Origin of the sequence: Enterobacter cloacae complex sp. P27C (assembly GCF_014895705.1) — a bacterium.
Taxonomy (GTDB): domain Bacteria; phylum Pseudomonadota; class Gammaproteobacteria; order Enterobacterales; family Enterobacteriaceae; genus Enterobacter; species Enterobacter bugandensis.
The window spans coordinates 393,576-419,544 of the sequence record NZ_JADBQB010000003.1 but is presented as its reverse complement, the minus strand read 5'-3'; the positions used below and the strand labels follow the sequence as shown (position 1 = coordinate 419,544).

Genomic DNA, 25,969 nt, shown 5'->3' with positions numbered 1-25,969 from the left:
CTGCACATTTCTTCTGCGTTCAGCTGAATTTTGCTGAACTTCAGCAAACCAGTTTCAGCTAAGTTCAGCCAGGTGGGGAGTAAGTTGAAATGCCATTTTGATTTTTCGTGGGGTAATTGACTTCACCCACTGTTTATTTTTTAACTGACGGCGTAAACTCCGCCCCTCTCTGTTACTCGCTAATTATAAAACATGCATAACACCCCTGCGGCCACCGCGCCGAAGCCCTTTGATTTGACGTCAACGGCGTTCCTGATTGTTGCCTTCTTCACGGGCATCGCCGGTGCGTTGCAAACCCCGACGCTGAGCCTGTTCCTGACTAACGAAGTTCACGCCCGTCCGGCGATGGTTGGCTTCTTTTTTACCGGAAGCGCCATCATCGGCATTCTTGTCAGCCAGTTTCTCGCCGGTCGTTCCGACCGTAAAGGCGATCGTAAAAGCCTGATCGTTTTCTGCTGTCTGCTGGGGGTGCTGGCCTGCGTCCTGTTTGCCTGGAACCGTAACTATTTCATTCTGCTGTTCATCGGCGTTTTTCTGAGCAGCTTTGGCTCAACCGCCAACCCGCAGCTGTTTGCCCTTGCCCGCGAACATGCCGACCATACCGGGCGGGAAGCGGTGATGTTCAGCTCGATATTGCGCGCTCAGGTGTCGCTGGCATGGGTAATTGGCCCGCCGCTGGCCTACGCGCTGGCGATGGGGTTTGGCTTTACGGTGATGTACCTGAGCGCGGCGGTCGCGTTTGTGGCGTGCGGCGCAATGGTATGGTTTTTTCTGCCGTCAATGCGCAAAGAGCCCAAAGTGGCAACGGGCGTGCTGGAAGCGCCGCGTCGTAACCGCCGCGATGCCCTGCTCCTGTTTGTTATCTGCACGCTGATGTGGGGCACCAACAGCCTGTATATCATTAACATGCCGCTGTTTATTATTGATGAGCTACACCTGCCGGAGAAGCTGGCCGGCATTATGATGGGCACCGCCGCGGGTCTTGAGATCCCGACCATGCTGATTGCAGGCTATTATGCGAAGCGTTTTGGAAAGCGTTTTTTAATGCGCATCGCGGCCGTCGCCGGGCTGCTATTCTACGTTGGCATGCTGACGGTCCATACGCCAGCCCTGCTTCTTGCTTTACAGCTGCTGAACGCCGTGTATATCGGCATCCTGGCGGGGATTGGCATGCTCTACTTCCAGGATCTGATGCCGGGGCAGGCAGGTGCCGCCACCACCCTTTATACTAATACCACCCGCGTGGGCTGGATTATCGCGGGCTCGATGGCCGGTATCGTTGCCGAGATCTGGAACTACCACACGGTGTTCTGGATTGCGCTGGTGATGTGTACGCTGACGATTGGCTGTCTGGCGAGGATCAAAGACGTTTAAGGCGCAGTGAGCGCTTCCAGCTCCAGCAGCCATGTCATTGCCTGCGCGCGCGTGCTGCCGCACATTTCAGCTGATGGCTGAAGCCCGGAACACACCTTCGGGCGCAGGGGAGACTCAAAGATCATACACAGGTTGGATTCAGAGAGCTGAACGCAGCGGGTATTGGCCGGCTTGCCTTCAGGCATGCCTGGAATGGGGCTTGAAATGGACGGAGCGGTACAGCACGCGCCGCAATCTGGACGACAATCCATACATGCTCTCTCGGTGGCGAACACCCGTACAGTCGGGCATCGGGCGCACAGTAACACCTTTTGCGTATTGATAGCAAAAGCCACGAATTCCACTTGCCTGAAAGGCCGCGCGCGAGTAATTTGGCGCGATATTTTTTACCACCCGTAGACAGGATTACTGCAATGCCAAGAGCGAACGAAATTAAGAAAGGTATGGTACTGAATTACAACGGCAAATTGCTGATTGTGAAAGACATCGACATTCAGGCACCAAGCGCCCGTGGTGCAGCGACGCTGTACAAAATGCGTTTCGCCGATGTGCGTACCGGCCTGAAGGTGGAAGAACGTTTTAAAGGTGACGATATCGTTGATACCGTGACCCTGACCCGCCGCTACGTTGATTTCTCCTACATCGACGGCAACGAATACGTGTTCATGGATAAAGAAGATTACACCCCGTACATCTTCACCAAAGATCAGATCGAAGAAGAGCTGCTGTTCATTCCTGAAGGCGGTATGCCAGACATGCAGGTACTGACCTGGGACGGTGTGCTGCTGGCGCTTGAACTGCCGCAGACCGTGGATCTGGAAATCGTTGAAACCGCGCCGGGCATTAAAGGCGCGTCAGCAAGTGCGCGCAACAAACCAGCGACCCTGACCACCGGTCTGGTTGTGCAGGTGCCGGAATATCTCTCCGCTGGCGAGAAGATCCGCATCCATATTGAAGAAAAACGCTATATGGGTCGTGCTGACTGATTATGGCATTTGTCGGGTGGCGGCTTCGCCACCCGACAATTCCGGTTACAGAAGTTCCGGATACTTCGTCATCTTGAGCGCCAGCTCGACCCCTCGCACTTCCGCCATCCCCTTCAGGCGGCCAATCGCCGAATAGCCCGGGTTGGTTTTCTTACGCAGATCGTCCAGCATCTGGTGTCCGTGATCCGGACGGAACGGAATAGGACGCACATCGCCCGCCTGCTTGCGACGCGCCTCTTCAGCCAGAATAGCGTCGACCACCGCCACCATATTCACATCACCGCCAAGGTGCGCGGCCTCATGGAAGGTCTTTGGATTCTCCTCCCGGCAGGTCGCACGCAGATGCGTAAAGTGAATGCGATCGCCAAAGGTTTCTATCATCCGTACCAGGTCGTTATCAGCGCGCACGCCGTAGGACCCGGTACACATGGTAAAGCCGTTGTGGATGCTGTCGACCGTCTCTTTCAGCCATTGCATATCTTCAATCGTAGACACGATACGCGGCAGGCCGAGGATAGGACGCGGCGGATCGTCCGGGTGTACCGCCAGACGCACGCCGGCTTCTTCCGCAACCGGAACGATAGCGCGCAGGAAATACGCCATGTTTTCACGCAGCTGCTGCTTATCAATATTGCCGTATTCCGCCAGACGCGCGCGGAACTGGTCCAGCGTGTACCCCTCTTCCGCACCCGGCAGGCCAGCAATGATATTGCGGGTCAGCTTCTCAACGTCCGCTTCACTGGCGGCATTGAACCATTCAAGGGCCTGCTGCTGCTCTTCAGCGGTGTAATCCGCTTCGGCGCCCGGGCGTTTCAGAATGCGCAACTCAAACGCCGCAAAGGCAATCTGGTCAAAACGCAGCGCTTTCGAGCCGTCCGGCATCTGATATTCCAGGTCGGTACGCGTCCAGTCCAGAATTGGCATGAAGTTATAGCAGACCGTATCAATGCCGCAGGCCGCCAGGTTGCGAATGCTCTGCTGATAGTTTGCTATCCAGGTCCGGTATTCCCCGGAATGGGTTTTGATATCTTCGTGAACCGGAATGCTTTCTACCACAGACCAGGTTAACCCCTTCTCCGCCAGCAGCGCCTGACGCTGTTGAATCTCCTCAACCGGCCATACCTGGCCGTTAGGAATGTGATGCAGCGCCGTGACGACACCCGTTGCGCCAGCCTGACGCACATCATCAAGAGAAACCGGATCGTTCGGCCCGTACCAACGCCAGGTTTGTTCCATTGCCTCATCCTCTCAAGTTGTTATACCAATATGGGTTACTGCAATGACGACTACCATACATGTTTGCCGTGAAGGGTCAACACGCCGCCACACATTGATTGATCAAACTCACAGAACGGGGATATTTACGGCTTACCAATTTTATTTCCTGTCATATAACTTTAGACTGGCATTGTTAATTAATGGTTAATCAGGTGTGTATTTCATGAAGACAATTGCCTCAACCGCCCTTCCAGCCCAGGTTCAACAACCGCGCTACGATCGTCATCAACTGCGCTCCCGCATCGTCCATTTCGGCTTCGGTGCGTTTCACCGCGCGCATCAGGCATTGTTAACAAACCGGGTGCTGAATGAAAAAGGCGGCGACTGGGGAATTTGTGAGATTAGCCTGTTCAGCGGCGACGTGCTGATGAGCCAGCTGCGCGCGCAGGATCACCTGTTTACCGTGCTGGAGAAAGGTGCTGAAGGAAATCAGCCGATTATTGTCGGGGCCGTGCATGAATGCCTGAATGCAAAGCTGGACTCTCTGCCCGCGATAATAGAGAAGTTTTGCGAGCCGCAGGTGGCGATTGTGTCGCTCACCATTACGGAGAAAGGCTACTGCATCGATCCCGCGACCGGTAAGCTGGATTTACAAAACGCCCGGATCGTCCACGATCTGGAAAATCCCGCTGAGCCGCATTCCGCGCCGGGGATCCTGGTCGAAGCCCTTAATCGCCGCCGTGAGCGCGGCTTGCCTGCGTTTACCGTGCTTTCCTGCGACAACATTCCGGACAACGGACACGTAGTGAAAAATGCGGTGCTTGGCATGGCGCAAAAGCGCTCCCCGGCATTGGCGGAGTGGATCGAGGGCCACGTAAGCTTTCCAGGAACGATGGTCGACAGAATTGTTCCCGCCGCGACGGAGGCCTCGCTTGCGGAGATCGCCGACGCGCTCGGCGTTGACGATCCGTGCGCCATAAGCTGCGAGCCGTTTATTCAGTGGGTAGTGGAAGATAATTTTGTCGCCGGGCGTCCGGAGTGGGAAGTGGCGGGCGTTCAGATGGTGCAGGACGTTCTGCCCTGGGAGCAGATGAAATTACGCATGCTTAACGGCAGCCACTCTTTCCTGGCGTATCTGGGGTATCTCGCCGGGTACGCGCATATTAATGAATGCATGGAGGACGCCACCTTCCGCGAAGCCGCCCGGCGGCTAATGCTGGATGAACAGGCGCCTACGCTGCGTATAAAGGATGTCGACCTGACTGCCTATGCCGACAGCCTGATTGATCGCTTTGCTAACCCGGCGCTGCAGCACCGTACCTGGCAAATCGCGATGGACGGTAGCCAGAAGCTGCCGCAGCGAATGCTGGATGGCATCCGCGTCCACCTTGAGCGTAAAACAGAATGGCCGCTGCTGGCGCTGGGCGTCGCTGGCTGGATACGCTACGTCAGCGGGTTCGACGAACGCGGCAACGCGATTGACGTTCGCGATCCCCTCAGCGATAAAATCCGCACGATTGTCGAGGCCAGCAGCGACGCCGACCGCGTAGATGCGCTGCTGGGGCTGAGCGAGGTCTTCGGTCACGATCTCGCGCAAAATAGCGTTTTCGCTGAGGCTGTCAGCCAGGCCTACCAGCGCATCATCCGCCGTGGCGCACGCCAGGCTGTTATTGAAACGTTAAATCTTTAGCGATTATTGCGCTTAATGCGAACGGACATTGCCTCCGTTCGCCCTCCCCCTTCTCATTGCGCCCGTTTTTCGCCAGGATAAGAGCATAGTGTTATAGCATCACAATTCTCTTGCGGAGCGCACGTGACCAAAACCAACCTCATCACCGGTTTTCTCGGCAGCGGTAAAACCACCTCTATTCTTCATCTGCTGGCGAATAAAGATCCCGCCGAGAAATGGGCCGTGCTGGTCAATGAATTCGGCGAAGTGGGCATTGATGGCGCGTTGCTGTCATCCAGCGGCGCAATGATTAAAGAGATCCCCGGCGGATGCATGTGCTGCGTTAACGGCTTACCGATGCAGGTAGGCCTCAATACGCTGCTGCGTCAGGGCAAACCGGACCGCCTGCTGATTGAACCTACCGGTCTGGGCCACCCGAAGCAGATCCTCGATTTACTGACCGCCCCGGTTTACGAGCCGTGGATCGATCTTCGCGCCACGCTGTGCCTGCTCGATCCGCGTCAGCTTCTGGATGAAAAAGCGGTGGCCAATGAGAACTTTCGCGATCAGCTCGCCGCAGCAGACGTTATTGTCGCCAATAAAGAAGATCGCGCCACGGCGGAAAGCCGGGCCGCGCTGGACGCGTGGTGGCAGCATTTCGGCGGCAATCGGACGCGGGTGCAGGCCACGCAGGGGAATATTGATAGCGCCCTGCTGGATCTTCCCCGCCAGAACCTGGCGCAACTCCCGGCCAGCGCAGAGCATGCGCATCACCATTCTGCAAAGCAGGGTCTGGCCGCGCTTAGCCTGCCGGAACACCAGCGCTGGCGTCGTAACCTTAACAGCGGTCAGGGGTATCAGGCCTGCGGATGGATTTTCGATGCCGACACCGTTTTCGACACCATCGGGATCCTGGAGTGGGCCAGACTTGCGCCGGTCGACCGCGTGAAAGGGATCATGCGCACGCCAGACGGGCTGGTTCGGATCAACCGCCAGGGCGACGATTTCTTTATCGAAACGCAAAACGTCGCGCCACCTGACAGCCGAATAGAGTTAATTAGTGCGGTTAACGCCGACTGGAATGCCCTGCAGTCCAGCCTGTTGAAGCTTCGTTTAAGTTCGGGCGGCTAACGTTGCCCCAGTTTTCACTCAATGCAGAACGTTATGACGACTCGAATTCCCCAGATACTACTGCTTAATGTCGCCGGTCTGGCGCTCTTTTTCTCCTGGTATATCCCGGTGAATCACGGTTTCTGGTTCCCGCTGGATTCATCCCTGTTTCATTTCTTCAACCAGGGGCTGGTAAAGAGTGACGCCTTTCTGTGGCTGGTGGCAATTACCAATAACCGCGCCTTCGACGGCTTTTCCCTGCTGGCCATGGGCTGCCTGATGCTCTCTTTCTGGCTCAAAGAGGATGACACGGGGCGTCGCCGCATCCTGATTATCGGACTGGTGATGCTTCTGGCTGCGGTGATCATTAATCAGCTGGCGCAACATCTGATGCCGGTAAAACGTGCAAGTCCTTCGCTCTCTTTCCCGAATATTTATCGCGTGAGTGAACTGCTGCATATTCCAACAAAAGATGCCTCGAAGGACAGTTTCCCGGGCGATCACGGCATGATGCTGCTTATTTTTTCTGGGTTCATGCTGCGCTATTTCGGTAAGAAGGCGTTCGCAATCGCCCTGCTTATTGTGGTGATATTTGCCTTCCCGCGCGTGATGATTGGCGCGCACTGGCTGACGGATATTGTCGTGGGTTCCCTTTCCGCGGTGCTGATTGGTCTGCCGTGGGTTCTGATGACGCCTTTGAGCGATCGCCTAATTACCCTTTTCGATCGCTATCTTCCGCGCAGAAAGCAACAAAAATTGAACAAATAATTACCATTTTTTAACGTAAACTATCGGGGATCATCACGATCCCTGATAACGCCCTTCCCGCGATCTTTCTGCGCTGTCATATTCTTGTCATCACATTCGTGATAAAAATGAAGCAATTGCACGATTACGCGGCGGATCTGCCGCTATTTTGTGCAATGACAAATTTTTACTTTCTGTATCACAATTTCTTATAAAAAAAAGGCTCTTTTTACTCGCAATAGCCCTGGCAATCGGTTAATCTCGAACTCGTTTTGCCCCATGGAGATAATTATTTCGATGGTGAATAATTTTGTGCGCTGCACCACAAATGTCACCAGAAACAATTGTCTCAATGTGAACAGATAATTAGTCTCGTCACGTTTGGCATTTTTATAACGATATTTGTCGTTAAGGACTTCAAGGGAAAATAAACAAAATGGTCAAATCTCAACCGTTTCTGAGATATATCTTACGGGGGATCCCGGCGATAGCAGTCGCGGTACTGTTATCTGCATGTAGTACATCGAACACCGCAAAGAATATGCATCCTGAGACGCGTGTTGTGGGAATGGAAGATTCCTCTTCACTGCAAGCCTCTCAGGATGAATTTGAAAATATGGTACGTAATCTGGACGTGAAGTCCCGCATTATGGACCAGTATGCTGACTGGAAAGGCGTGCGTTACCGTCTTGGCGGCAGCACTAAAAAAGGCATTGATTGTTCCGGCTTTGTACAGCGTACCTTCCGCGAGCAATTTGGGTTAGATCTTCCGCGTTCGACCTACGAACAGCAGGAGATGGGCAAGTCGATTTCACGTACCAAACTGCGCACCGGCGATTTAGTGCTGTTCCGTGCAGGTTCTACCGGTCGACATGTGGGCATCTACATTGGTAATGATCAGTTTGTACATGCCTCCACCAGCAGCGGTGTGACCATTTCCAGCATGAATGAACCGTACTGGAAGAAGCGCTACAACGAAGCGCGCCGCGTACTGACCCGCAGTTAATATGATAATTGTATCGTTGGTTATCCCTTGGCTGGCGATACAATAAAAAAAAGCACTGCTTCGGCGGTGTTTTTTTTTGCCCGTTACAATGAATACAATCAGCGGCAATTCAGGAACCACGACGTTTATGCTCACCCGCTACTTCTCCAGTCATCGAAAGATACTGTTCCTCAGTATCATTACCGGCCTGATCGCCGCCCTGCTCCTGGGTTCATTGCAATTTTTCTGGAGCTACCACAAGCGGGAAATCCGATTCGATACGTTGATTATGGATGTGCGCATCTACATGGAGAGCTATTTTGACGAGCTGAAAGCCTCCATCGACGTGCTCCAGCCGCTGACGCTCAATAATTGCCAGGACGTTAACGCGGAGCTGACCTCGCGCGCGGCCTTCAGCCTCAACGTACGCGCCTTCCTGCTGGTCAGAGACAAAATGGCGTTCTGCTCGTCAGCCACAGGGCCAATGAATGCCCCGATGGAGGAGCTGATACCCGAGCTGCACATCAACAAGCAGGTTGATATCGCACTGCTCCCCGGCACGCCCATGCTGCCCAATAAGCCCGCGATTGCCATCTGGTATCGTAATCCGCTTGTGAAGGACGGCGGCGTATTCACCTCGGTGAATCTCAACCTGACGCCTTACCTGCTTTACACCGCGCGCCAGGACGAGTTTGCAGGCATCGCGATCGTCATCGGCGACAATGCGTTATCCACTGCCTCAAGCGCCCTCGTCAAAGCGAAGGATTTACATGAAACGCCGGCGCGCACCGCGACGCTCAAAGACGTTCCTCTGACCATCAACCTGTACGCCGAGGAGTGGACGACCGATGAGATACTTTACGCCCTGTTCTTCGGGCTGGTGTGCGGGATTGCGGCAGGGTCGCTTAACTTCTACATCCTCACGACGCGTCTCAATCCGGGCAAAGAGATTCTGAGCGCCATCAAGCGCGGCCAGTTTTATGTGGTTTATCAGCCCGTTGTCGACGCCAAATCGCTCAGGATGACCGGGCTTGAAGTGCTGATGCGCTGGAAGCACCCGACCATGGGTGAGATCCCGCCGGACGCCTTTATCAATTTTGCCGAAGCGCAGAAGCTGATTGTTCCGCTCACGCTGCATCTTTTTGACCTGATTATTCACGATGCGCCAGTGCTACAGACCGTGCTGCCGCCGGGTGCCAAAGTGGGCATTAATATCGCGCCGGGGCATCTGCATGCGGAAAGCTTCAAAGACGATATGCGCACCTTCAAAGCCCTGCTGCCGCCTGATTACTTCCAGATCGTACTGGAAATTACCGAGCGCGACATGCTGAACCATCGGGAAGCTAACAGCCTCTTCGAATGGCTTCATAACGAAGGGTTTGAAATTGCCATCGACGATTTCGGCACCGGCCACAGCGCGCTGATTTATCTTGAACATTTCACCATGGACTACCTGAAAATCGACCGTGGCTTTGTCAACGCCATTGGCACAGAAACCGTGACCTCCCCGGTGCTGGATGCCGTACTGACGCTGGCAAGACGACTGAATATGTCGACCGTTGCGGAAGGGGTGGAAACACCGGAACAGGCGGCCTGGCTGCGCGAGCATGGGGTTAATTATCTGCAGGGTTACTGGATTAGCCGCCCGATGCCGCTGGAGCAGTTCCGCACGTGGCAAAATACGGTGTCGCCTGACGGGGAATAATTTCACATTGCCCGTGGCGTCACTTATTATTCAGCTTAACTGAGCCGGTCTGTAAAAGAGGGAGCCGCCGCGAGATGTTTATGCGCTTTATGTTGCTTTGGTTGGCAGTCGTGAGCCTGTCCAGCCAGGCGCAAACCATCAAAGAGAACATCGCGTTCGCCGTGATTGGCGAGCCAAAATACGCGGTCAATTTTACGCACTTCGATTACGTCAATCCTGCCGCCCCTAAGGGTGGAAAGGTCACGCTCTCGGCTACGGGAACGTTCGACAACTTTAACCGCTTCGCCCTGCGCGGCGTGGCCGCGGCGCGAACGGAATCGCTCTATGACACGCTTTTTGTCACGTCTGATGATGAGCCCGGCAGCTATTACCCGCTGATTGCCGATAACGTGCGCTACGCGGATAACTTCGCCTGGGCCGAAATTACCCTAAACCCCCGGGCCCGCTTTCACGACGGCACGCCGGTCAAGGCCAGCGACGTCGCTTTTACGTTTCATAAATTTATGACCGAAGGCGTTCCTCAGTTCCGCATTGTGTATAAAGGCGCAACGGTGCGCGCCATTGCCCCCCTCACCGTACGCATTGAGCTGAGCGAACCGAACAAAGAGAATATGCTTAGCCTGTTCTCGCTGCCGGTTATGCCTGAATCGTTCTGGAAAAACCATAAGTTAAGCGACCCGCTCTCCACGCCGCCGCTGGCCGGTGGCCCTTACCGCATTACCGACTGGCGCATGGGGCAGTACGTGGTCTATTCCCGCGTGAAAGATTACTGGGCGGCTAACCTGCCGGTAAACCGCGGGCGCTGGAATTTCGACACCCTTCGCTATGACTACTACCTCGACGATAACGTGGCGTTTGAAGCGTTCAAGGCCGGCGCCTTCGATTTACGCGTGGAGAACAGCGCCAAAAACTGGGCGACCCGCTATATCGGCAAAAACTTCACGAAAGGCTACATCGTGAAAGACGAGCACAAAAACGAATCCGCCCAGGACACGCGCTGGCTGGCGTTTAATATTCAGCGCCCGGTATTTACCGACCGCCGCGTTCGGGAAGCCATTTCCCTGGCCTTCGATTTTGAATGGATGAACAAAGCCCTGTTTTACGGAGCATACAGCCGCGCGAACAGCTATTTCCAGAACACCGAATATGCCGCGCGCGACTACCCTAAAGCCGACGAACTGCTCCTGCTGGCGCCGCTGAAAGCGGAAGTGCCGCCGGAGGTGTTTACCACGGTGTTTCAGCCGCCTGCTTCAAAGGGTGACGGCTACGACCGCGACAACCTGCTGAAGGCCAGCAAGCTGCTGGATGAGGCAGGCTGGCAGCTGAAGAACCAGAAACGCGTCAATGCGAAAACCGGCAAGCCTTTAAGCTTTGAACTGCTGCTCTCCTCCGGCGGCAACGATCAGTGGGTGCTGCCGTTTAAGCACAACCTTGCGCGGCTGGGGATCACCATGAACATTCGCCAGGTCGATAACGCGCAGATCACCAACCGCATGCGCAGCCGCGATTACGACATGATGCAACGCCTGTGGCCCGCGCAGCCGTGGCCCAGCTCGGATCTGCAAATCTCCTGGGCCTCCAGCTACATCGACTCCTCGTACAATGCGCCAGGCGTAAAAAGCCCGGCGATTGATGCCCTGATTGCAAAAATTGTGGCTGCGCAGGGCGATAAAGATAAGCTCTTGCCGCTTGGTCGCGCCCTCGACAGGGTGTTAACCTGGAACTACTACATGCTGCCCATGTGGTATATGGGCGAAGACCGCCTTGCGCGCTGGGACAAGTTCTCCGTGCCTGCCGTGCGCCCTGTCTATTCTCTGGGCTTTGACACCTGGTGGTATGACGTGAATAAAGCCGCCAGACTGCCCGCCGAGCGGCGATAAGGAATTTTCATGGGTGCCTATTTAATACGCCGACTTCTGCTGGTCATTCCCACGCTGTGGGCCATTATCACCATTAACTTTTTTATCGTGCAAATTGCCCCGGGCGGGCCGGTCGACCAGGCCATTGCCGCCATTGAGTTTGGCAACAGCGGCGGCATGCCCGGCGGCGGCGGAGAAGGCATGGGCGCCAGCCATGCGCGAACCGGCGTGGGGAATATTAGTGAAAGCCACTACCGCGGCGGGCGCGGGCTGGATCCTGAAGTGATCGCCGAGATCACCCATCGCTACGGCTTTGATAAGCCGATACACGAGCGCTATTTCAAGATGCTCTGGGATTATATCCGCTTTGATTTTGGCGATAGCCTGTTCCGCAGTGCGTCCGTATTAACGTTGATCAAGCAAAGCCTGCCAGTTTCGGTCACGCTGGGGCTGTGGGGCACGCTGATTATCTATCTGGTCTCTATACCGCTCGGGATCCGAAAAGCGGTGCATAACGGCAGCCGCTTCGATATCTGGAGCAGCACCTTCATCATCATCGGCTATGCTATTCCGGCGTTTCTGTTTGCCGTTCTGCTGATTGTCTTCTTTGCCGGAGGCAGCTATTTCGACATCTTCCCCCTGCGGGGGCTGGTCTCCGCCGATTTCAGCACGCTGCCGTGGTACCAGAAAATCACCGACTATCTCTGGCATATCACGCTGCCGGTGCTGGCGACGGTGATCGGCGGGTTTGCCGCCCTGACCATGTTAACGAAAAATGCCTTTCTCGATGAAATCCGCAAGCAGTATGTCGTGACCGCCCGCGCCAAAGGGGTCAGCGAGAAGCAGATTATGTGGAAACACGTTTTCCGCAACGCCATGCTGCTGGTGATTGCCGGATTTCCAGCCACGTTCATCAGCATGTTTTTTACCGGCTCGCTGCTGATTGAGGTGATGTTCTCGCTCAACGGTCTCGGCCTGCTGGGCTACGAAGCCACCGTATCGCGCGATTATCCGGTAATGTTTGGCACGCTCTATATTTTCACCCTGATTGGCCTGCTGCTGAATATCATCAGCGATATCAGCTATACGCTGGTCGATCCCCGAATTGATTTTGAGGGCCGCTGATGCCGCGTTTAAGCCCCGTTAACCAGGCCCGCTGGGCCCGTTTTCGCCATAACCGCCGCGGCTACTGGTCGCTGTGGATTTTTGCTTTCCTGTTTGTCCTGAGCATGTGTTCGGAGCTGATCGCCAACGACAAACCGTTGCTGGTGCACTTTAACGACCGCTGGTACGTGCCGGTACTGGCTAACTACAGTGAAAGCGACTTCGGCGGCCCGTTTGCCACCCCGGCGGAGTACCAGGATCCGTGGCTGCGCCAGCAGATCGAACAGCACGGCTGGGCCCTCTGGGCTCCGGTGCGCTTTGGCGCCAACAGCATTAACTTCGCGACCACAACCCCCTTCCCTTCTCCGCCCTCTGCGCAAAACTGGCTGGGAACAGACGCCAACGGCGGCGACGTGCTGGCGCGCATCCTCTACGGTACGCGGATTTCTATTCTCTTTGGATTGATGCTGACCGTCTTCTCCAGCGTAATGGGCGTAGTGGCCGGCGCCGTTCAGGGCTACTACGGCGGAAAAATTGACCTGTGGGGGCAGCGTATCATCGAAGTCTGGTCCGGTATGCCAACGCTGTTTCTGATCATTCTGCTTTCCAGCGTGGTACAGCCGGGCTTCTGGTGGCTGCTGGGCATCACCGTTCTGTTTGGCTGGATGGCGCTGGTGGGCGTGGTGCGGGCAGAGTTTCTGCGCACCCGTAATTTCGACTATATTCGCGCCGCGCAGGCGTTAGGCGTGAGCGATCGCGCAATCATCTTCCGCCATATGCTTCCCAATGCGGTGGTGGCGACTCTCACCTTCCTGCCCTTTATTCTGTGCAGCTCCATCACCACCCTCACCTCGCTGGACTTTCTGGGCTTCGGCCTGCCGCTGGGGTCGCCGTCGCTCGGCGAACTGCTGCTGCAGGGCAAGAACAACCTGCAGGCGCCGTGGCTGGGCATCACCGCCTTTCTTTCCGTGGCCGTGCTGCTTTCGCTGTTGATTTTTATTGGCGAAGCCGTGCGCGATGCCTTCGATCCCAACAAGGCGGTATAAGATGACGCAGCCTCTTCTCAGTATTGATCGCCTGTCGATTGCCTTCTCGAAGCAGGGCGAGACCCGTACCGTGGTCACCGACCTGTCGCTGCAGATCCAGCGCGGTGAAACGCTGGCGCTGGTGGGTGAATCCGGTTCGGGCAAGAGCGTCTCGGCGCTCTCCATCCTGCGTCTGCTGCCCTCCCCGCCCGTGAGCTATCCGCAAGGGGATATTCTGTTCCACGGCAGTTCGCTGCTGCACGCTGATGAACATACCCTGCGCGGTATTCGCGGCAATAAGATTGCCATGATCTTCCAGGAGCCGATGGTGTCGCTCAACCCACTGCATACGCTGGAAAAACAGCTCTATGAAGTGCTGTCACTTCATCGGGGGATGCGCAAAGAGGCCGCGCGGGGCGAAATTCTGGATTGTCTGGAACGTACAGGCATACGCAACGCGGCCAAACGGCTGAATGATTTTCCGCATCAGCTCTCCGGCGGCGAACGCCAGCGGGTAATGATTGCCATGGCCCTGCTCACGCGCCCCGAACTGTTGATTGCCGACGAGCCGACGACGGCGCTGGACGTCACGGTGCAGGCGCAAATTCTGACACTCTTGAGGGAACTGCGTGACGAGCTGGACATGAGCCTGCTGTTTATCACGCACAACCTGAGCATCGTGAAAAAGCTGGCCGACAGCGTCGCGGTCATGCAAAACGGACGCTGCGTTGAACAGAATACCGCGTCCACGCTGCTGAACGCGCCGCAGCATCCCTATACGCAGCGCCTGCTCGACAGCGAACCTTCCGGCGACCCGGTGCCTCTCACGGCAGACAGCACACCGCTGCTGCGCGTCGATGATTTATCCGTCTCGTTCCCGATCCGCAAAGGCGTTCTGCGGCGCATCGTTGACCAGAACCCGGTGCTGAAAAATATCCGCTTCTCGCTGCGACCGGGTGAATCCCTGGGGCTGGTGGGCGAATCCGGTTCGGGGAAAAGCACTACCGGTCTGGCGCTGCTGCGCTTAATTGCCTCTCAGGGCGAGATCCTGTTTGACGATATGCCGCTGCACCGCTGGAACCGCCGCCAGATGCTGCCCGTGCGGCCCCGCATGCAGGTGGTATTTCAGGATCCCAACTCCTCGCTTAACCCGCGCCTCAGCGTGTTGCAGATTATCGAAGAGGGCCTGCGCGTTCACCAGCCTGGCCTGAGTGCGCAACAGCGGGAACAGGAGGTCATGCGGGTGATGGCGGAAGTGGGCTTAGATCCCGACACTCGCCACCGCTACCCTGCGGAATTTTCCGGCGGACAGCGCCAGCGTATCGCCATCGCCCGCGCGCTGATCCTGAAACCGGAGCTGATTATTCTGGATGAACCGACCTCGTCTCTGGACAGAACCGTACAGGCGCAGATCCTGGCGCTGCTCAAAGGGCTACAGGAAAAGCACCGGCTGGCCTATATCTTTATCAGCCATGATCTACAGGTGGTTCGGGCGCTATGCCATCAGGTGATTGTGCTACGACAGGGTGAGGTGGTCGAACAGGGTGATTGCCAGCGCGTATTTACTGCGCCAACGCAGAGCTACACGCGCCAGCTGCTCGCGGCAGACTAGCGCTTAAAACGGATACTGGCCGGAGAAAGGTTCAGCAATCGCAACGCCAAAGTTTTTCAGGCGGCAGGTCGCGGCGAATTCGTCCTGGCTTTTGACGAACAGGCACGGCTCCCCTTCGCACTCCAGTACGGAGCTGTCCACTTCGATATCCGTCAGGGCCTGGCTGAGACGCTCCATCACCCGCCACGCATTTTCGTCGCTCGGGCTCAGCAGCTTGAGCGCCACCAGGCAATTCTCACAGCCCGCGACGCTTTGCGGAATCGGTTCAACTTTCGAACCTGCAAAACCCGCCGACCAGCGATAGCTCTGGGGCAAGCGATGGACAATGGAGAGTTGTAATGTATTCACGTTCGTTCCCCGGAAGCAAAATTTACTTCACAATTTATTTACATTCATAGTAACACATCATCGCCAACCTGCACTATTCAGCGCTTTTTTATCGGTATCGAGGCTCGCGTCGGCGCTATATGTACCCGTTTCTGCGATCTAACTCAACCTTTTTGAATACAATGATGTGACTTTTTACATAAATAGATTTTACATAAAATAAACAAACACGGAATAAACGAACGCGAGTTTGGTTGATATGCGTCAACAAAAAAGGCCCTTTCGGGCCTTATCTGCGCGTTAGTGCGCCGCTTTTCGCGGCCGGCTGGCGTAAAGACAGAAAAGCACAGAGCTGGTTGCGCAAAAAGCCATCGCCCACAGCATAGGCCAGGCCGTAGTAAAGGTCGCCATAGAGAGTAACGCCCCGACGATGGCACCAATCCCGAAGCGGAAGGTTCCCGCCAGTGACGATGCGGTTCCCGCCATGTGCGGGAATTCGTCGAGGATCACCGCCATCGCATTGGACGAGATCATCGACACGCAGCCGACAAAGGCCGCCACGCCGATCACCAGCGCCCAGAAGCCCACGCCCAGAAACGCGCTCACCACCAGCCAGACCGCCATCACAAACTGGATCCACAGCCCGGCGCGGAACATGTTCAGCGCGCCCACCCGCCGGACAAAGCGGCTGTTAATGATGGTCAGGACAAACAGGAAGACGATATTGAGCGCAAAATAATAGCCAAAATGCTGCGGCGAAACGTGGTTCAGTTCGATATAGACAAACGGCCCGGCGCTCAGGAAGGAGAACATTCCGGCGAAGCTGAACCCGCTCGCCAGCATGTAGCTCAGCACCCGCTTGTGGCGAAACAGCGAGGCAAAGTTGCCTATCGTGGTTCGAATATGAAATTTCTGGCGGCGCTCGACGGGCAGCGTTTCATCAATAAAGAAGAAAATCATCGCCGAGGCCAGCAGCGCGGCCAGCGCCAGGATCCAGAAAATCGCGTGCCAGCTAAACCACACCAGCACCGCACCACCGGCCATCGGTGCCACCAGCGGCGCAATCGTCGTCACCAGCATGACGAACGACATCATGCGGGAGAACTCTTCTTTCGGGTAGATATCACGCATCAGGGCGTTGATCACCACGCTCGCGGCAGCGGCGGCCAGCCCGTGCAGGAAGCGCATGATAATCAGCTGATCGATACTCTGCGCCAGCGCACAGGCGACCGCTGCGGCCGCAAAGACCAGCGTCCCGCCAAGAATAACCGGCTTACGCCCCAGGCTGTCGGCCATTGGGCCATACAGCAGCTGTCCGAGCGCGAAACCGAGAATATAGGTGCTGAGCGTCATCTGCGCGCTGCCTGCCGGTACGCCAAACTGGGCGGAAATCACCGGCAGCGCAGGCAGATACATGTCGATAGACAGTGGCATCAGCATCGCCAGCAGGCCAAGAATGAAGACAATTTTGAACGACGAGTGTGGCCTGGTGGTCACAGGGTTCTCCTGAAATTAGTGCGAAGGCAGACCGACGCTGGCAATCTCTTCTTCCGTCAGCGGACGATATTCACCGGGCGCCAGGTCGGGATCGAGCGCAATCGCACCGATGCGTTCACGATGCAGGCCCACAACGTGGTTACCCACGGCGGCAAACATGCGTTTCACCTGATGGTAGCGTCCTTCACTGATGGTCAAACGGACCTCCGTCGGGGTGATGACCTCAAGCACGGCGGGTTTGGTCAGATCCTTTTCATTATGCAGCTGAACGCCTTTCGCGAATTGCTCTGCCGTGTCATCCGCAACCGGTGACTCCAGCGTGACCAGATAGGTTTTCTCACAGTGGTGGCGCGGGGAAGTGATGCGATGCGACCACTGTCCGTCGTCGGTCATCAGCACCAGACCGGTAGTGTCGATGTCGAGGCGGCCCGCGGCGTGCAGCTTATGCGCCACCGGTTCGTCGAGGAAATAGAGCACAGTTGGGTGATCCGGATCGTCCGTTGAGCAGACATAGCCTTCCGGCTTATTGAGCATGAAATAGCGGGGACCGTGCTGCTGGGTCAGCGGATTGCCGTCGTACTCAACCTGATGGTCAGGCTGCAGTTTGAACGCGCTGTCTCGCACAATGTCGCCATCCACGGTAACGCGGTTGGCGCGAATTTCGCGCCCGGCAATAGCGCGGCTTACGCCGAGTTGCTGAGCGATAAACTTATCAAGTCGCATGAAATCTTTTTAGCCTTAATGGTGCTGGAAGTCGGACCGTGCGTCCGAAAAAAGAAGCAGTCAGGAACGGTTCAGTATAATGGTCTGGTTGCGCCACTCAAGGGAAAAAGTTTCGTGGCATACTATATGCGGATTAACGAAACCGAGACCCCATGACTTTTACACTTCGTCCCTATCAGCAGGAAGCCGTTGACGCGACGCTCGCCTGGTTCCGTAAACACCGGGAACCGGCGGCCATTGTCCTCCCGACCGGTGCAGGCAAGAGCCTGGTCATTGCCGAACTGGCGCGCCTGGCGCGTGGTCGCGTGCTGGTATTGGCCCACGTCAAAGAGCTGGTGGCGCAAAACCATGCCAAATATTGTGCGCTGGGGCTGGAAGCCGACATTTTCGCCGCCGGGCTGAAGCGCAAAGAGAGCCACGGCAAAGTGGTTTTCGGCAGCGTACAGTCGGTGGCCCGCAACCTGGATCTGTTCCGCAGCGAGTTTTCGCTGCTGATTGTCGACGAATGTCACCGCATCAGCGATGACGACGACAGCCAGTATCAGCAAATCCTCACTCACCTTAAAGAGGTGAACCCTCACTTACGCCTGCTCGGCCTGACGGCAACCCCGTTTCGTCTGGGCAAAGGCTGGATCTACCGCTTTCATTATCACGGCATGGTGCGCGGCGACGAGAAAGCGCTGTTCAGCGACTGTATCTATGAACTTCCGCTGCGCTACATGATTAAGCACGGCTACCTGACGCCGCCCGAGCGGCTGGATATGCCGGTCGTGCAGTACGATTTCAGCCGCTTACAGGCGCAGAGCAACGGGCTGTTCAGCGAGGCGGATCTTAACCATGAGCTGAAAAAACAGAAGCGGATCACGCCGCATATCATCAGCCAGATTGAAGAGTTCGCGCAAACGCGTAAAGGGGTGATGATTTTTGCTGCCACCGTCGAACACGCGCGCGAAATCACGGGACTGCTACCCGCTGACGACGCAGCGCTGATCACAGGCGAAACGCCCGGCCCGGAGCGCGACAGGCTGATTGAGGCTTTCAAAGCCCAGCAGTTCCGCTACCTGGTGAATGTCTCCGTATTAACCACCGGGTTTGACGCCCCGCACGTCGATCTGATTGCGATTCTACGCCCGACCGAATCCGTCAGCCTGTATCAGCAGATTGTCGGCCGTGGCCTGCGCCTGGCGCCGGGCAAAACCGACTGCCTGATACTGGATTACGCCGGCAACCCGCACGATCTGTACTCCCCGGAAGTGGGCGCGCCAAAAGGCAAAAGCGACAACGTGCCGGTACAGGTGTTTTGCCCGGCCTGCGGCTTTGCCAACACCTTCTGGGGAAAAACCACCGCCGACGGCACGCTGATTGAACACTTTGGCCGCCGCTGTCAGGGCTGGTTTGAGGATGATGAGGGACATCGCGAGCAGTGCGATTTCCGCTTCCGCTTCAAAAACTGCCCGCAGTGCAACGCCGAAAATGACATCGCCGCCCGCCGTTGCCGCGAGTGCGACACGGTGCTGGTGGACCCGGACGACATGCTGAAAGCGGCGCTGAAGCTGAAAGATGCGCTGGTGCTGCGCTGCTCCGGCATGGCGCTGCAGCCCGGCGCGGATGAAAAAGGCGAGTGGCTGAAAATCACCTATTACGACGAGGATGGCGCTGACGTCAGCGAACGGTTCAGGGTTCAGACGCCTGCCCAGCGTACGGCATTTGAGCAGCTGTTTATCCGGCCGCATACCCGTACGCCTGGCGTGCCGCTGCACTGGATAACCGTGGCGGATATCGTGCATCAGCAGGTGCTGCTGCGCCACCCCGACTTCGTGGTCGCCCGCAAGAAAGGCCAGTTCTGGCAGGTTCGCGAGAAGGTCTTTGACTATGAAGGTCGCTTCCGTCGGGCAAATGAATTGCGCGGTTAACGGGACTTTTCATTGATGTGCGGGGCATTTGAGTATAAAATGCCGCCCGCTTCACATCCGTGGGGCAGAACACTCACCTGCTGCTGGGTCGCCTGTAGTAGGGTTTTAAATACAGAGAGAAATCAATGTTCACTATCGAAGCAGAAGTACGTAACGTGCAGGGTAAGGGTGCGAGCCGCCGCCTGCGTAACGCTAACAAGTTCCCGGCTATCGTTTACGGTGGCGAAGCTGCTCCAGTTGCTATCGAACTGGATCACGACAAAGTGTGGAACATGCAGACCAAAGCTGAGTTCTACAGCGAAGTTCTGACCATCGTTGTTGGCGGTAAAGAAGAAAAAGTGAAGGTTCAGGCTGTTCAGCGTCACGCGTTCAAGCCAAAACTGACTCACATCGACTTCGTTCGCGCGTAATCGCAAACCTGTCGAGAAAACCCCGCTTCGGCGGGGTTTTTTTATAGCTGCTATTTACCGCCAGACGTGCGGCGCTGAAGCTGATCGCGCAGGTTCGGCGGCGTACCTTTGATGGTCAGGGTATCGGTGGCCGGATCCCAGAAGATGCGTTCCCCCAACAGCATGGCGTCAAAGTTGATGGTTAACCCGCCGCCGCTGCCGGCAAATTTGGTTAACTGACGCAGCGTGCTGCGATCCGCCGGGAAGCTCTCCTCAAGCTCATAGCCCTTCTCCGCGGTGAATTCCTGGAAGCTCACTTCGCTGACGCCCGCCAGCTCTTTTGACAGGGACTCCAGTTCAATCTCTTCCCCCGCCTGCAGCTGCTCGTTGCAGTAGCTGTAAACCTGCTGACGCACGGTCTGGCGTTCAGATTTATCGAGTTGCGCTTCCGCCGTGAAGTCATCAACGGCCTGCAGCAGCCCTTTGTTCTGCGCTTTGGCGTTCAGGCCTTCGCTGGCACCGAGGAAGTCCATAAAGAAATCCGCCACTTTGCGGCCCACCCGCCCCTTCAGGAAGGTGAGGTAGCGGGTCGACTCCGGGTTAGTTTCCCACTCGGTCAAATCAATACGCGCCACAATATCCGCATGGTTGATATCCAGATAGTGCGTTGAGCTGATGTCCAGCTGCTCGTTCACGCGCATGCTGCTTAAGTTATTCAGCACGGTAACCAGCAGGTACTCGACCGCCAGGTAACGATAGTGGCAGAACAGGACAATACCGCCGTCGGCGAACGGATATTTCGCCAGCTCGTCGCGCAGACGCCCGGTTGCCGCGCGGCTAAACGCCAGGAAATCCTCTTCGCCCTGACGCTGCAGGCGCAGGCTATCGGCCAGCTCACTCTCTTCGCTGAACAGACCATAGGCTTTATTTTTAGCGCTGTAGACGCGATGCAGCTCTGCCATCATTTCCACAACGGTTGCCGTGGGTTCCAGTAACGAATCGCGTAGCACCACTTCAAGGGTTTGCTCATCACGCTTGATAAGCTGGTGCAAGGCAATCTGGTTGATTTCCAGACTCATGATAAACTCTCCTTTTAGACCGGGCGGTATTCAACCACCACCAGGACATGTGTGCAACAACAGATAAAAAAGGGGAAAAAAAGCTGTTGCTACGGTAATATGTTGCCCTTTCATCAACAAACTGATTTTGATTTATGCCACAACATTCCCGCTACAGTGATGAACACGTTGAACAACTGCTCAGTGAGCTGGTCAACGTACTGGAAAAACATAAAACGCCGACCGATCTCTCCCTGATGGTTTTGGGAAATATGGTCACCAACCTTATCAACACCAGCGTTGCTCCGGCTCAGCGTCAGGCGATCGCCAAATCTTTCGCCCAGGCGTTACAGTCATCCGTCAGCAACGACCAGGCCCATTAAGGGAAACGAACAACAGTTTATGGTGACGAATCGTCAGCGCTACCGTGAAAAAGTCTCCCAGATGGTCAGTTGGGGACACTGGTTTGCCCTGTTCAACATTCTGCTAGCGACGGTAATTGGCTGTCGTTATCTGTTTGTCGCAGACTGGCCCACAACGCTAACCGGGCGTATCTACTCCTGGATAAGCGTTGTTGGTCACTTTAGCTTTTTGGTATTCGCCACCTATCTGCTGATCCTGTTTCCTCTGACGTTTATCGTCATGTCGCAGCGTTTGATGCGGTTCTTGTCCGCAATCCTTGCGACGGTGGGGATGACGCTGCTGCTTATCGACAGTGAAGTGTTCACCCGGTTCCACCTGCATCTCAACCCTATCGTCTGGGAACTGGTGATCAACCCCGACCAGAACGAAACGGCCCGCGACTGGCAGCTGATGTTCATCAGCGTTCCGGTGATCCTGTTGATCGAGATGCTGTTTGCCACCTGGAGCTGGCAAAAGCTCCGCAGCCTGACCCGGCGCCGCCATTACGCGAAGCCCGTCGCCGCGCTCTTTTTCGTCTCATTTATCAGTTCGCACCTCATGTATATCTGGGCGGATGCGAACTTCTATCGCCCTATTACCATGCAGCGCGCTAACCTGCCGCTCTCTTATCCGATGACGGCCCGTCGTTTCCTTGAGAAACACGGCCTGCTTGATGCCCAGGAGTACCAGCGCCGTCTGGTCGAACAGGGTAATCCGGAAGCGGTTAGCGTGCAGTATCCACTGAGCGATCTGCGCTATCGCGATATGGGTCGCGGGCAAAACGTCCTGCTGATTACCGTCGATGGCCTCAACTATTCTCGTTACGAGAAGCAGATGCCTGCGCTGGCCGATTTCGCGAGTCAGAACGTGTCGTTTACCCAGCATATGAGTTCAGGTAACTCAACCGATGCGGGTATCTTTGGCCTGTTCTATGGCATTTCTGCCGGATACATGGACGGCGTGCTGTCTGCGCGCATTCCTGCGGCGCTGATCACCGGGCTTAATCAGCAGGGCTATCAGTTAGGGCTGTTCTCATCGGACGGCTTCAACAGTTCACTGTACCGCCAGGCGCTGCTCTCTGATTTCTCATTGCCTGCCGCGCAGAGCCAGTCTGATGCCCAGACCGCAAACCAGTGGATAAACTGGCTGCAGCGCTACGCGCAGGAAGATAACCGCTGGTTCTCGTGGGTGGCCTTTAACGGCACAACGCTTAACGACAGCAACCAGGCTGGCTTTGCGCGCCGCTACGGCCGCGCGGCCAGCGATGTTGACGCACAGATTGGCCGCGTGCTTGACGCGCTACGTGAATCAGGCAAGCTTGATAACACGGTCGTGATCGTGACCGCAGGGCATGGCGTACCGTTAGGCGACGAGACGAAGAGCATGAGCTGGTCACGTCCAAACCTGCATGTTCCGCTGGTGATCCACTGGCCGGGAACGCCGGCGCAGCGCATCAATATGCTCACAGAACATAAAGACGTCATGACGACCCTGATGCAGCGCCTGCTGCACGTCAGTACGCCAGCAAACGAGTATTCGCAGGGGCAGGATCTCTTCAGCGCCACGCGCCGCCATAACTGGGTGACTGCAGCTGACGGCAACACGCTGGTGGTGACCACGCCGAAGCTGACGCTGGTGCTGAACAGCAACGGGAACTATCAGACCTATAATCTGCAGGGTGAACGGCTGAAGGACCAGAAACCACAGCTTAGCCTGCTGTTACAGGTTCTGACGGATGAGAAGCGCTTCATCGCTAACTGATTAATAATAAACCAGTTAGCGACGGATTCCCTTGCATTCGAAACGGAATCGAGTAGTATTCTTTCTATGCGTCGGCACGTAGCGCAGCCTGGTAGCGCACCGTCATGGGGTGTCGGGGGTCGGAGGTTCAAATCCTCTCGTGCCGACCAAAAACACATTGAAAACCAGCCTCTTATGGCTGGTTTTTTTATTGGTATTTTTATACGGGGAAACATTGGGGAAAAACTGGGGAATAATTGCCCGTACTTTCTGTTCAATCGGACGAAAAAATCCCATCCTTTAAATCGTTTTACTCGCCTTGACACTGTATATCTTTACAGTAAAAATATAACCTCCTCTCAAACAGATTAAGGAGACTGTTATGTTTGTTGAGTTGGTTTACGATAAGCGAAATTTCCAGGGCTTGGATGGAGCCAGAGAAATTATTCTGGCTGAGCTGACGAGGCGAGTTCATCACATATTCCCTGATGCTGAAGTGAAGGTTAAACCTATGCAGGCTAACGGATTGAATAGTGATGCCAGCAAAAGCGACCGTGAAAAGTTGAACCGTATGCTGGAGGAAATGTTTGAAGAGTCTGATATGTGGCTTACAAATGAATGAATTTACCTAATGTCATCACAGCAAACCCGGACACACTACCGGGTTAGATTTACTCTTTACACTATTTTCGAAACTTTGCGTAGATCCTTCCAGTTTAGCAACACGCCGCTTTACCGCCTCGCTGGCTTCCATCATCATGCCCCTGTTTCAAAATCATAATGTTTCGGTGCGCACCTGTTTTTTCTTCCTGCCCTATACTTTCAGTCTGACATCTGGCTGGAGGTTTCTATGTGTGGACGTTTTGCACAAGCCCAAACCCGTGAAGACTATCTGGCATACCTGGCCGACGAAGCCGATCGTGACATCGCGTACGACCCGGAGCCAATTGGCCGGTACAACGTGGCACCAGGCACAAAAGTTCTCCTGCTGAGCGAACGCGACGAGCAGCTGCACCTCGATCCTGTCCTGTGGTCTTACGCGCCCGGGTGGTGGGATAAACCGCCACTGATTAACGCTCGTGTTGAAACGGCGGCAACGAGCAGAATGTTTAAACCGCTCTGGCAACATGGCAGAGCGATATGCTTCGCAGATGGTTGGTTTGAATGGAAACGGGAAGGTGACAAGAAACAGCCTTTCTTCATCCACCGCGCCGACAATCAGCCAATCTTTATGGCTGCAATCGGCAGCACGCCGTTCGAGCGTGGCGACGAAGCAGAAGGTTTTCTCATTGTGACGTCTGCTGCTGATAAAGGCCTCGTGGATATTCACGACCGCAGGCCGCTGGTTCTGTCACCTGAAGCGGCGCGCGAATGGATGCGCCAGGACATAGGCGGGAAAGAAGCTGAGGAGATAGCTGCCGACGGCGCAGTGCCAGCTGACAAGTTTATCTGGCACGCTGTGTCGCGCGCCGTGGGGAATGTGAAGAACCAAGGGGCCGAATTAATTGCCGACTCCCTTGGTTATAAATATAATAAATGAAATAAATACCTTATATAATAATTCTTGTTGCACTATGTTTTTATACTTAAATTAATTAATGCCCCAATTCTTTATTTACTCTAAACCCATCCATGAAATATATTAAATTATGCCCGCAATTATCCAAACCATAAACATTGACACCTTCTTTAACAATCAATGATATTAATTCAGAACCAAATAAAGGAGGTATTATCACATCCTTATCAACTATAAAAACATTATGTCGTTGGATTTTAATCTCTCTGAGTTGAGTTGCTTTGGCGCCGTCTTCCCATTGTTTTATTTCTAAAGGTGTAGCTGGCTTCGCAATAGAGAAAAACATTCTTTTGATGATGTCATTTGCATTATTTGCACTCTCTGTCATGCGTTGCATGTCAAAGTTCATTGTCCATATCTGAGACTTAGCATCATTTAATTGTGCCTTTAATATACTTTCTTGGCTAAGTACATCAGTTTCAATCTTTGAATTTTCCAAGCTCTTAATCGAAAATTTAATTTTTGTACAACTTGGGGTGATAGCACGGATTATATTTTTATCTTGAACATCATAATGAGATACAGTCACACCGAGCAGGTCAGATGGCAATCTAAAATCCCGTTCCGTTGATTTTGGAATTAAAATAAAACATTTTTCAAGCCCTAGACTTCCAATAAACATCCCTAGCTCTAAAACCACATTATCTCTTACTGAGTTATATTCAATATTTCTGATAAAAATTTGATCATCAGGATGAAATATGAATACCGCATAGTCAGACTCTTTAGTTTTTTTTATGATTTGAGTTATTGTAATTGATGATAAATCAAAAGCATTTGTCCATACCTCGGATTGCATTTCTTCAGTAAGTTGTAAGTTGACAGCTTCAGCGTGTAAAGATGCTTCCGACGAAGATGCAATGAAAACAATTGGTTTGTTACTCATTCTAGGTCCTTGTTCAATCTTATTGAAGTCAATAATAGACATATCAGTAAGATACCATAGG

Annotated in this window: 24 protein-coding genes and 1 tRNA gene; 18 read left to right on the top strand and 7 right to left on the bottom strand. The window is 54.8% G+C overall.

From position 1 onward, the window contains the following. Positions 1 to 192 precede the first annotated feature (192 nt). A complete protein-coding gene (setB, locus tag IM291_RS08170) occupies positions 193 to 1,374 on the top strand; it encodes a sugar efflux transporter SetB (protein ID WP_045259727.1) in 1,182 nt (393 codons plus the stop codon). Here setB and IM291_RS08165 read toward each other — a convergent pair. Then, on the bottom strand, positions 1,371 to 1,625 hold the full coding sequence (locus IM291_RS08165) for a YkgJ family cysteine cluster protein (protein ID WP_028013872.1): 255 nt from the start codon (positions 1,623 to 1,625) through the stop codon (positions 1,371 to 1,373). The genes setB and IM291_RS08165 overlap by 4 nt on opposite strands. Positions 1,626 to 1,787: 162 nt before the next feature. Between IM291_RS08165 and yeiP the strand changes: the two genes are divergently transcribed. Beyond that, positions 1,788 to 2,360: an elongation factor P-like protein YeiP gene (yeiP, locus tag IM291_RS08160; protein WP_008500940.1), complete on the top strand. Its 573-nt coding sequence runs from the start codon at positions 1,788 to 1,790 to the stop codon at positions 2,358 to 2,360. A 45-nt stretch (positions 2,361 to 2,405) separates the two neighbouring features. Here the strand turns inward: yeiP and uxuA are convergent, their stop codons facing one another. Further along, entirely contained in the window at positions 2,406 to 3,596 is a 1,191-nt protein-coding gene (uxuA, locus tag IM291_RS08155) for a mannonate dehydratase (protein WP_192986573.1), read from the bottom strand. A gap of 205 nt (positions 3,597 to 3,801) precedes the next feature. Here uxuA and IM291_RS08150 point away from each other — a divergent pair, with 205 nt between their 5' ends. From IM291_RS08150 to yejF, 9 genes are all read left to right on the top strand, one after another. After that, a complete protein-coding gene (locus IM291_RS08150; RefSeq protein WP_045259725.1) occupies positions 3,802 to 5,268 on the top strand; it encodes a mannitol dehydrogenase family protein in 1,467 nt (488 codons plus the stop codon). Between the two features lie 123 nt (positions 5,269 to 5,391). Continuing rightward, positions 5,392 to 6,378 (top strand): GTP-binding protein, encoded by a 987-nt coding sequence (locus IM291_RS08145; protein WP_045259724.1) that lies wholly within the window; start codon positions 5,392 to 5,394, stop codon positions 6,376 to 6,378. A gap of 33 nt (positions 6,379 to 6,411) precedes the next feature. Continuing rightward, complete coding sequence (locus IM291_RS08140) at positions 6,412 to 7,125, top strand: phosphatase PAP2 family protein (protein WP_028013876.1); 714 nt, start codon at positions 6,412 to 6,414, stop codon at positions 7,123 to 7,125. A 415-nt stretch (positions 7,126 to 7,540) separates the two neighbouring features. Continuing rightward, positions 7,541 to 8,110 carry a bifunctional murein DD-endopeptidase/murein LD-carboxypeptidase gene (gene mepS / locus IM291_RS08135; protein WP_028013877.1) on the top strand — a complete coding sequence of 190 codons (570 nt, stop codon included), beginning with the start codon at positions 7,541 to 7,543 and terminating at the stop codon, positions 8,108 to 8,110. A gap of 127 nt (positions 8,111 to 8,237) precedes the next feature. Next, positions 8,238 to 9,794, top strand: a complete 1,557-nt coding sequence (locus IM291_RS08130) for a cyclic di-GMP phosphodiesterase (RefSeq protein WP_047367968.1) — start codon at positions 8,238 to 8,240, stop codon at positions 9,792 to 9,794. A 74-nt stretch (positions 9,795 to 9,868) separates the two neighbouring features. Then, entirely contained in the window at positions 9,869 to 11,674 is a 1,806-nt protein-coding gene (locus tag IM291_RS08125) for an extracellular solute-binding protein (protein ID WP_028013879.1), read from the top strand. Between the two features lie 9 nt (positions 11,675 to 11,683). Next, the gene (locus IM291_RS08120; protein WP_028013880.1) at positions 11,684 to 12,778 is read left to right on the top strand and encodes a microcin C ABC transporter permease YejB; all 1,095 of its coding nucleotides are present in this window, start codon (positions 11,684 to 11,686) and stop codon (positions 12,776 to 12,778) included. Continuing rightward, positions 12,778 to 13,803, top strand: coding sequence for an ABC transporter permease (locus IM291_RS08115; protein ID WP_192971280.1), 1,026 nt, complete (start codon positions 12,778 to 12,780; stop codon positions 13,801 to 13,803). Before IM291_RS08120 ends, IM291_RS08115 begins: the two co-directional genes overlap by 1 nt. Before the next feature lies 1 nt (position 13,804). Continuing rightward, a complete protein-coding gene (yejF, locus tag IM291_RS08110) occupies positions 13,805 to 15,394 on the top strand; it encodes a microcin C ABC transporter ATP-binding protein YejF (protein WP_028013882.1) in 1,590 nt (529 codons plus the stop codon). Positions 15,395 to 15,397: 3 nt separating this feature from the next. Here the strand turns inward: yejF and IM291_RS08105 are convergent, their stop codons facing one another. From IM291_RS08105 to rsuA, 3 genes are all read right to left on the bottom strand, one after another. Then, positions 15,398 to 15,742 carry a YejG family protein gene (locus tag IM291_RS08105; protein ID WP_028013883.1) on the bottom strand — a complete coding sequence of 115 codons (345 nt, stop codon included), beginning with the start codon at positions 15,740 to 15,742 and terminating at the stop codon, positions 15,398 to 15,400. 279 nt (positions 15,743 to 16,021) lie between these two features. Continuing rightward, entirely contained in the window at positions 16,022 to 17,218 is a 1,197-nt protein-coding gene (locus tag IM291_RS08100; protein WP_048958051.1) for a Bcr/CflA family multidrug efflux MFS transporter, read from the bottom strand. A 15-nt stretch (positions 17,219 to 17,233) separates the two neighbouring features. Continuing rightward, positions 17,234 to 17,941 carry a 16S rRNA pseudouridine(516) synthase RsuA gene (gene rsuA, locus IM291_RS08095; protein ID WP_028013885.1) on the bottom strand — a complete coding sequence of 236 codons (708 nt, stop codon included), beginning with the start codon at positions 17,939 to 17,941 and terminating at the stop codon, positions 17,234 to 17,236. A gap of 152 nt (positions 17,942 to 18,093) precedes the next feature. Between rsuA and IM291_RS08090 the strand changes: the two genes are divergently transcribed. Together IM291_RS08090 and rplY are read left to right on the top strand one after the other, a co-directional pair. Continuing rightward, positions 18,094 to 19,854 (top strand): DEAD/DEAH box helicase, encoded by a 1,761-nt coding sequence (locus IM291_RS08090; RefSeq protein WP_192986572.1) that lies wholly within the window; start codon positions 18,094 to 18,096, stop codon positions 19,852 to 19,854. Positions 19,855 to 19,979: 125 nt separating this feature from the next. Further along, positions 19,980 to 20,264, top strand: coding sequence for a 50S ribosomal protein L25 (gene rplY, locus IM291_RS08085; RefSeq protein ID WP_028013887.1), 285 nt, complete (start codon positions 19,980 to 19,982; stop codon positions 20,262 to 20,264). A 50-nt stretch (positions 20,265 to 20,314) separates the two neighbouring features. Here the strand turns inward: rplY and yejK are convergent, their stop codons facing one another. Continuing rightward, positions 20,315 to 21,322: a nucleoid-associated protein YejK gene (gene yejK / locus IM291_RS08080; protein ID WP_008500957.1), complete on the bottom strand. Its 1,008-nt coding sequence runs from the start codon at positions 21,320 to 21,322 to the stop codon at positions 20,315 to 20,317. A 134-nt stretch (positions 21,323 to 21,456) separates the two neighbouring features. On the opposite strand from yejK, the gene IM291_RS08075 reads away from it, so the two are divergent. The 5 genes from IM291_RS08075 to IM291_RS08055 all read left to right on the top strand — a co-directional run bounded on the left by IM291_RS08075 (position 21,457) and on the right by IM291_RS08055 (position 24,983). Next, on the top strand, positions 21,457 to 21,684 hold the full coding sequence (locus IM291_RS08075) for a YejL family protein (RefSeq protein ID WP_014884596.1): 228 nt from the start codon (positions 21,457 to 21,459) through the stop codon (positions 21,682 to 21,684). Between the two features lie 19 nt (positions 21,685 to 21,703). Then, positions 21,704 to 23,464 carry an LPS biosynthesis-modulating metalloenzyme YejM gene (gene yejM, locus IM291_RS08070; protein WP_028013888.1) on the top strand — a complete coding sequence of 587 codons (1,761 nt, stop codon included), beginning with the start codon at positions 21,704 to 21,706 and terminating at the stop codon, positions 23,462 to 23,464. A 72-nt stretch (positions 23,465 to 23,536) separates the two neighbouring features. Then, a tRNA-Pro gene (locus IM291_RS08065) sits at positions 23,537 to 23,613 on the top strand. 212 nt (positions 23,614 to 23,825) lie between these two features. After that, positions 23,826 to 24,065 (top strand): DinI family protein, encoded by a 240-nt coding sequence (locus IM291_RS08060; protein WP_192986570.1) that lies wholly within the window; start codon positions 23,826 to 23,828, stop codon positions 24,063 to 24,065. 228 nt (positions 24,066 to 24,293) lie between these two features. Then, a complete protein-coding gene (locus IM291_RS08055) occupies positions 24,294 to 24,983 on the top strand; it encodes an SOS response-associated peptidase (protein WP_192986568.1) in 690 nt (229 codons plus the stop codon). A 55-nt stretch (positions 24,984 to 25,038) separates the two neighbouring features. Here the strand turns inward: IM291_RS08055 and IM291_RS08050 are convergent, their stop codons facing one another. Continuing rightward, entirely contained in the window at positions 25,039 to 25,908 is an 870-nt protein-coding gene (locus IM291_RS08050; RefSeq protein WP_192986566.1) for a TIR domain-containing protein, read from the bottom strand. Between the last annotated feature and the right edge of the window lie 61 nt (positions 25,909 to 25,969).